This is a genomic window from Kineococcus haloalkalitolerans, from assembly GCF_050871905.1.
GTDB lineage: Bacteria > Actinomycetota > Actinomycetes > Actinomycetales > Kineococcaceae > Kineococcus.
The window spans coordinates 1-5,079 of the sequence record NZ_JBJLSH010000089.1 but is presented as its reverse complement, the minus strand read 5'-3'; the positions used below and the strand labels follow the sequence as shown (position 1 = coordinate 5,079).

General features: G+C 76.0%; 4 protein-coding genes and 1 pseudogene. 1 reads left to right on the top strand and 4 read right to left on the bottom strand.

What is annotated here, in order from left to right:
- From ACRYMY_RS19430 to ACRYMY_RS19415, 4 genes and pseudogenes are all read right to left on the bottom strand, one after another.
- Positions 1–253, bottom strand: a pseudogene (locus ACRYMY_RS19430) (alpha-N-arabinofuranosidase); the annotation flags it as partial.
- An 85-nt stretch (positions 254–338) separates the two neighbouring features.
- On the bottom strand, positions 339–899 hold the full coding sequence (locus ACRYMY_RS19425) for an HPP family protein (RefSeq protein ID WP_432548860.1): 561 nt from the start codon (positions 897–899) through the stop codon (positions 339–341).
- Positions 896–1,363, bottom strand: a complete 468-nt coding sequence (locus ACRYMY_RS19420) for a hypothetical protein (protein WP_432548859.1) — start codon at positions 1,361–1,363, stop codon at positions 896–898. Before ACRYMY_RS19420 ends, ACRYMY_RS19425 begins: the two co-directional genes overlap by 4 nt.
- Positions 1,364–1,367: 4 nt before the next feature.
- Entirely contained in the window at positions 1,368–3,908 is a 2,541-nt protein-coding gene (locus ACRYMY_RS19415; protein WP_432548858.1) for a molybdopterin oxidoreductase family protein, read from the bottom strand.
- Between the two features lie 207 nt (positions 3,909–4,115).
- On the opposite strand from ACRYMY_RS19415, the gene panD reads away from it, so the two are divergent.
- Positions 4,116–4,541: an aspartate 1-decarboxylase gene (gene panD, locus ACRYMY_RS19410; protein ID WP_432548857.1), complete on the top strand. Its 426-nt coding sequence runs from the start codon at positions 4,116–4,118 to the stop codon at positions 4,539–4,541.
- The last annotated feature ends 538 nt before the right edge of the window (positions 4,542–5,079 follow it).

Genomic DNA, 5,079 nt, shown 5'->3' with positions numbered 1-5,079 from the left:
CCACGTCCGAGCGGATCCCGCCCTCGTTGGGGATGGCCGAGTCCTCACCCACCCAGAAGCCGCCGTAGATGCAGCGGCCCAGGTGCTCGGCGAAGTGCCCGTACAGGTGCCGGCTGATCCTCGGGCCGCGCACGTCGAGGTCGACGACGGCGCTGACGCGGGCGGAGGACTGCGCGGCGGCGGGGGTGGTGGTGGACACGGGTTCTCCTCGTCGGTGGTGGTGCGTCGTCAGCGAGCGCACCACCGTGTGCATCGTTGCAACGCGAGGTCGAGCCTCACGCGGGCGGACGGCCTTGTCAACACCCCCGGGCACCTCGGGCAGCACGTCGACCGGTGTCTCAGCGCCACAGCGGCTGGCGGACCCCGAGCGACCGGTTCAGGGCGACCCCCAGGGCGGTCACCAGCACGACGCCCGCCACGACGCTCAGCAACTCGGTGGCCGAGGTGAGCAGGCCGAGGCTGACGACGAGCGTCGTCGCCCCCGCGGGCGGGTGCGGGGCGGCGAGCAGCTTCAGCACCAGGGCGGTCAGGGCCACGGACAGGCCCGCTGCCACCAGGCGCGCACCGCTGACACCCTCGGTCGTGACCGGCGGGTGCTCCTGCAGGCCGAAGACGACCAGGCAGGCGGCGCCGGCCAGGACCGCCACGACGTGCCCGACGAGGGTGTTGCGGGGTGCGGAGGCCGGCTGGCGCGGGGACTCGAAGAACAGCACGACGGTGGGCCCCAGGCTCGGGAACAGCAGCGGCTGGCGCAGCAGCAGCGCGGCCAGGCCGGCCGCGCACACCACCACCAGGCACAGGGCGAACCCGTACGCGCCCGCACCCGCGCGCCCCGCGCGCCGCTCGGCCGCCTCCAGCAGCCCACCGGGGCCCCGCCCGTCCCCGTCACCACCGCTCACGTCGAACCGCCGGCGGCGATGAGCGCCTGGGGCGCCGCCTGCTTCAGGCGGGTGAGCAGCCACACCAGCTGCCGCCGGGTGTCCTCCTCGCACGAGCGGACGACGCCCAGGAGCTCGCGGTCGCGGACCCCCTGGGCCGCCTGGCCCAGCACGGTCCAGGTGACGTCGACGAACGAGGCCAGGACGTACAGGTCCTGCAGGTCGCGCAGCAGCCCGACCCCGCCGCTGCGCACCCCCGGCAGCCCCTGCGCGTGCAGGCGCTCGGGCTCGTCGTCGGGACGCTCCCCGTAGCGCTCGGCCACCGGCGCCAGCCGCTCCACGTGCGCGTCGCACCACCCGGCGAGGCGGTGGCAGTCGACGACGACGTCCGGTTCGGCGGCGTGCCCCTCGGCCACCTGGCGGTAGGAGTCGGCCAGCGTGGCGCTGGCGGTGTGCTGCAGGCCCACGTAGATCGGCAGGTGCACGGTGTCAGCTCCCCGAGGTCGAGGCGGACGCGCCGCGCGGGCCCGGGGCCGGCGGCGGGGGCGGGGCGGCGTCGAACCGCTCGCTGGTCGCCGCGTCCGGCCCGCCGGTGGTCGGCGGGACCGACCCCGGGTCGGCGGGGGCGGACGCGGTGGTGGTGGGCGCGGGCGCCGGCCCCTCCCCCGGCCCGGCGCGCACGACGCGCACGGCCGCGACCTTGAGCACCGGCTGCTTGGAGACGGGGTCCCACTCGGTCATCGTCATCTCGTTGGCGGCGCGCGGGCGCCCGGGCGGTGAGCCGTCACCGGGGACGTCACCGGGGACGTCGAACCAGCCGAAGTGGAACGGCACGAACACCACCCCGTCGCGCCCGCGCCCGATCCGGGCCGGGACGACGACGTGCCCGCGCGGCGACTCCACCCGCACGAGGTCGCCCTCGGCCACGCCGAGGCGATCCGCGTCGGCCACCGACAGCTCCGCCCAGGCGTCCGGGGCCGCCCGCTGCAGCTGCCGTGAGCGCCGCGTCTTGGTGCGGGTGTGGAAGTGGTAGACGGTCCGCCCGGTGGTGAGGACGAACGGGAACTCCTCCGACGGCGTCTCCGGCGGCGGGGAGAAGGCCGCGGCCTTGAGCAGCGCCCGCCCGGCGGGCTCCATCGCCCGGTAGGTCCGCTCGTCGAGCGAGCCGCCGGTGACCAGGTCGTGCCCGTACGACTCGCACACGTCGGGGTCGGTCGGGAACACCCCGTCGGCGTACAGCCGGTCGGTGCCCTCCGGCGCGTCGGCGTTCACCGGCCAGGGCACGCCGCTGCCGCCGCGCAGCTGCTCGTAGCTCAGGCCCGTGTAGTCGCACGGCCGGCCCCGGGTGCACTCCTTCCACGCCTCGAACACCTGCTCCGGCGTCGTCCAGGGGACCAGCGGGTCCCCGTCGCGGTCGCGGAGGTCCATGCGCCGCGCGTAGTCCAGGAACACGTCGAGGTCGCTGCGCGCCTCCCCCGGCGGGTCGACGGCCTTCTCCGACAGGTGGACGGTGCGGTTGACGTTGGTGAACGTCCCCTGCTTCTCCCCCCACAGCGCCGCGGGCAGCACCACGTCGGCGTACCGGGCGGTCTCGGTGAGGAAACCGTCCTGGACGACGACGAACAGGTCCTCGCGCTCCAGGATCGAGCGGATCCGCCCCAGCTCCGGCAGCGACACGGCCGGGTTCGTCCCGGAGATCCACAGGAACCGCACGGACCCCTGCTCGCAGTACCGCCAGATCTGCATCGCGTGGGTCGGCGGGGACCAGTGCGGGACGACCAGCGGGTCGACGTTCCACAGCTCGGCGAGCTGGCGCACGTGCTCGGGGTTGTCCCAGTTGCGGAAGCCCGGCAGGTCGCCGTCGGCGCCGCACTCGCGGGTGTTCTGCGCCGTGGGCTGGCCGTTCATCTGCAGCACCCCGCAGCCGGGCCGCCCGAGCAGGCCGCGCAGCAGGTGCAGGTTGTTCACCTGGCAGGAGGCGGCGGTGGCCTGGTGGGACTGGTAGAAGCCCTGCAGCACCGTGGACAGGACCCGCTGGGAGGTGCCGAACACCTCCGCGGCCCGGCGCACGTCCCGCGCGGGCACGTCGCACACCTCCGCGACCCGTTCCGGCGTCCACGGCTCGACGGTGGCCACGAGGTCGTCGAGGCCGAGGGTGTGCCGGCGCACGTACTCCTCGTCGACCCAGCCGTTGGCGACGACCTCGCGGACCAGGCCGTTCATCAGCGCCTGGTTGGTGCCGGGGACGGGGGCCAGGTGCACGCCGCCGGTGGCGGTGGCGGCCTCGGCGACCTTCGTGGTGCGCGGGTCCACGGCCACGACCACGGGCGGGTCGGCGCCGTGCACGCGGTCCAGGACCCGCGCCCACAGCACGGTCTGCGTCTCGGCCATGTTGTGCCCGTACAGGAACACCGCGTCGGCGTGCTCGATGTCGGAGTAGCTGCCCGGCTGCCCGTCGGAGCCGAAGCTCTCCTTCAGCGCGGCCGCGGCCGTCGCCGTGCACAGGCGCGTGTTGCCGTCCATGTGCGGGGTGCCGAGCCCGGCCTTGCCGACGACGGCCAGCGCGTAGTACTCCTCCAGGAACAGCTGTCCGCTGGTGTAGAAGGCGTGGCTGAGCGCCCCCGCGTCAGTGGCCAGCAGTTCGCGCGAGCGCCGCACGACGCGGTCCATCGCGGTGTCCCAGTCGGTCTCGACGAGGGCGCCGGACCCGTCGCGCACCAGGGGACGGGTCAGGCGGTCGGTGCGGTTCCACTGCCAGGAGCCGTACAGGCCCTTGGGGCCCAGCCGGCCGTGGTTGACCACGTCGGCGGCCCGGCCCCGCACCCCCACCATCCGACCGTCCTTGACGGCGATGTCGCACCCGCAGCCGTTGCTGCACAGCACGCACGCGGACTGCACCCAGCGGTCCACACCGGACTCGTCGAGGCCGGCGTCGAGGTGGGAGTCGACGCGCACGGGCCACGGCGTGCCCCGCGGGTGCGGGGTGCGGGTGCCCCAGACGTCGGCGATCCGGTCGGTCCACTCGGTCACGCTGGCTCCCTCGGACGCTCGTCGCCCCGGCCCGCGCGGGCCGGTGCCACGGGCCGGCCGGGTGCTCCACCGGGCTCCGTCGGGGGGAGCATGCTCCTGTGCACGGGTCCGCGCCAGGCGGGCGCCGGTGGTGCGGGAACATCCCGGCTCCGTGCGATGCTCCTCCCCCACGGACGGGGGCCACCCCGGGGAGCGGAGGAGCAGGCGGTGCGCCGCACGCTGATGAACGGCAAGGTCCACCGGGCGACGGTCACGCAGGCGGACCTGCACTACGTCGGCTCGATCACCCTGGACGCGGACCTGTGCCGGGCCGCCGACCTCGTCGAGGGCGAGAAGGTGCAGGTCGTCGACGTGACGAACGGCGCACGCCTGGAGACGTACGTCATCGTCGGCGAGGCCGGCACCGGGCAGGTGAAGGTCAACGGCGCCGCGGCCCACCTCGTGCACCCCGGCGACGTGGTCATCGTCATCTCCTACGTGGAGGTCGAGGAGTCCGAGCGCGCCGCCCACCGCCCGCACGTCGTCCACGTCGACGGGCGCAACCGGATCGTCGCGCTGGGCAGCGACCCGGCCGAGCCCGTCCCGGGCGCGAGCGACCAGGTCTCCTCGCGGGGCGAGCCGGTCCTCGGCTGAGGGGCGCCGGCCGCCCCGAGCACGCGCACCCCGGCGCTCGCCTCGATCGTCCTCGCCCCGCGCACGCGCACCCGGACGCGCACGCACCACGTCCCGCGCACCGGCCGGCCGTCCACCGCGTCGCGCTCGCCGTCCCCACCGGCCCCCGCGGCGGGGACCGCGAGCACGACGCGCTGGACGAGGCCCTCACCGGGCGCGAGGCGGCCCACGGGGTGGAGGGCGCGCACCGCCGCGACGTCCAGGCGCCGCCACGCGCGGGCGCCGCGCTCCCACCGCGCCCGGCGCTCGGGCACGACCCGGCGGACCAGCGCCACCTCACCGCTGGTGACCACCGCGCCCCGCCGCGCGCGGACGTGGACGACCGCTCCCACCATCCCCCCGGCCCGGACCTCGCCGTCCTCGACGCGGACGACCACGGACACCGCGCTCCGGCGCCGCACGCGCACCCCGCCACCTCCTCCCGGGGGGGCCCCCGCCGGCCCCCCCCCCCCCGGGCAACAACCCGGACCCCCCCCGGCAGGGCGGGGGTTTCCGGGCG